2 protein-coding genes are annotated in these 1,434 nt (G+C 64.5%); both read right to left on the bottom strand.

Annotated features, from left to right (window positions below; genetic code table 11):
* Nucleotides 1–88 precede the first annotated feature (88 nt).
* On the bottom strand, nt 89–910 hold the full coding sequence (locus tag AB0M46_RS51340) for a carbohydrate ABC transporter permease (protein WP_363349074.1): 822 nt from the start codon (nt 908–910) through the stop codon (nt 89–91).
* A partial coding sequence (locus AB0M46_RS51345; protein WP_363349076.1) for a sugar ABC transporter permease occupies nt 907–1,434 on the bottom strand: 528 nt, incomplete at its 5' end. The genes AB0M46_RS51340 and AB0M46_RS51345, both read right to left, overlap by 4 nt.

Below are 1,434 nucleotides of genomic sequence, written 5' to 3' on the forward strand. Positions count from 1 at the left end.
ACGATCTCCGAGGCGAATGGTGCGAGTCGTGCGAACCCGTCGATGAGTTCTGGGGTGTAGGTGGATCCGCCCCCGACGACGGCGATTTTCAACCTTTGACTCCTGTCAGTGTCACGCCTTGTACGAAGGCGCGTTGTGCGAAGAAGAACAGTGCGACGACTGGTACGAGGGCCAGGATGGTCGCTGCGCTGACGAGGTTCCATTGCACGTGGTGCAGGGTGCGGAACGAGGCCAGGCCGAGTGAGAGTGTCCAGTTGTTTTCGTTTTCGCTGGTGTAGAGCAGTGGTCCGTAGTAGTCGTTCCAGGCGTAGAAGAATTGGAAGAGTGCTGCGGCGGCGATGCCGGGGCGGGCCATGGGGATGACGACTCGTAGGAGGGTGCGCCATTCGCCGCAGCCGTCGACGCGGGCGGCGTCGAGGTATTCGCTGGGGATGGTGACGAGGAACTGGCGGAGCAGGAAGATGGAGAATGCGTCGCCGAACAGCATCGGCAGGATCAGGGGCCAGAGGGTGCCGGTGAGGCCGTAGTTGGCCCACATGAGGTACAGCGGCACGGTCGTGACCTGGGGTGGGATCATCATCATGCAGACGATGACGACGAGGACGGTGCCGCGGCCGCGCCAGCGGAGTTTGGCCAGTGCGTAGGCGGCCGGCACGCTGGAGATCAGCATGCACAGTGTGGCCAGCGCCGAGTAGACGAGCGTGTTGAGCAGGTACCGGGGGATCGGTGTGCGGGCGAACACGTGGGCGTAGTTTTCCGGGTGCCACGTTGTGGGCCAGTAGGACGAGGTCAGGGCCTGGCTGTCGGTCATGAACGAGGTCAGCAGCAGGAACCCGACCGGTGCGATGAACATGATGGACAGGGCGATGGCGAGGCTGTGTTTGGCCACCCAGATCAGTTTGGTGTTCACGAGGCGGTCTCCGGGTTGATGGTACGGCGCAGCAGCAGCAACGACACGGCGAACGCGACCACGAACAGGACCACGGCCAGGGCGTTGGCGTAGCCGAGCGCCCCGTAACGGAACCCGACCACGTACAGCCACAACGGATACGTGAACGTCGAACCTTCCGGATAGCCGAACGTCGAAGAGATCCCAGCACCGGTCGTGGCCTGCCCACTGGCCGCCGACGCGGCGACAGCGGCCTGCGTGAAGTACTGCAACGTCGTGATCACCCCGATGACCGCGGTGAACACCACAACCGGCCGGATGTGCGGCAACGTGACATGCCGGAACCGCTGCCACGCATTGGCCCCGTCCAGCGCCGCCGCCTCCAGCTGCGCCGTCGGCGCATCCAGCAGCGCGGCGAGGTACAGCACCATCATGTCCCCGACACCCCACAACGCGAGCAGCACCAGCGAGGGCTTCGACCAGTCCGGGGAGTTGAACCACAACGGCCCCTGGACACCCAGATGCGACAGCGCCGTGTTCACCGG

It is taken from the genome of Dactylosporangium sp. NPDC051485 (assembly GCF_040682015.1).
In the GTDB taxonomy this organism is placed as follows: Bacteria; Actinomycetota; Actinomycetes; order Mycobacteriales; family Micromonosporaceae; genus Dactylosporangium.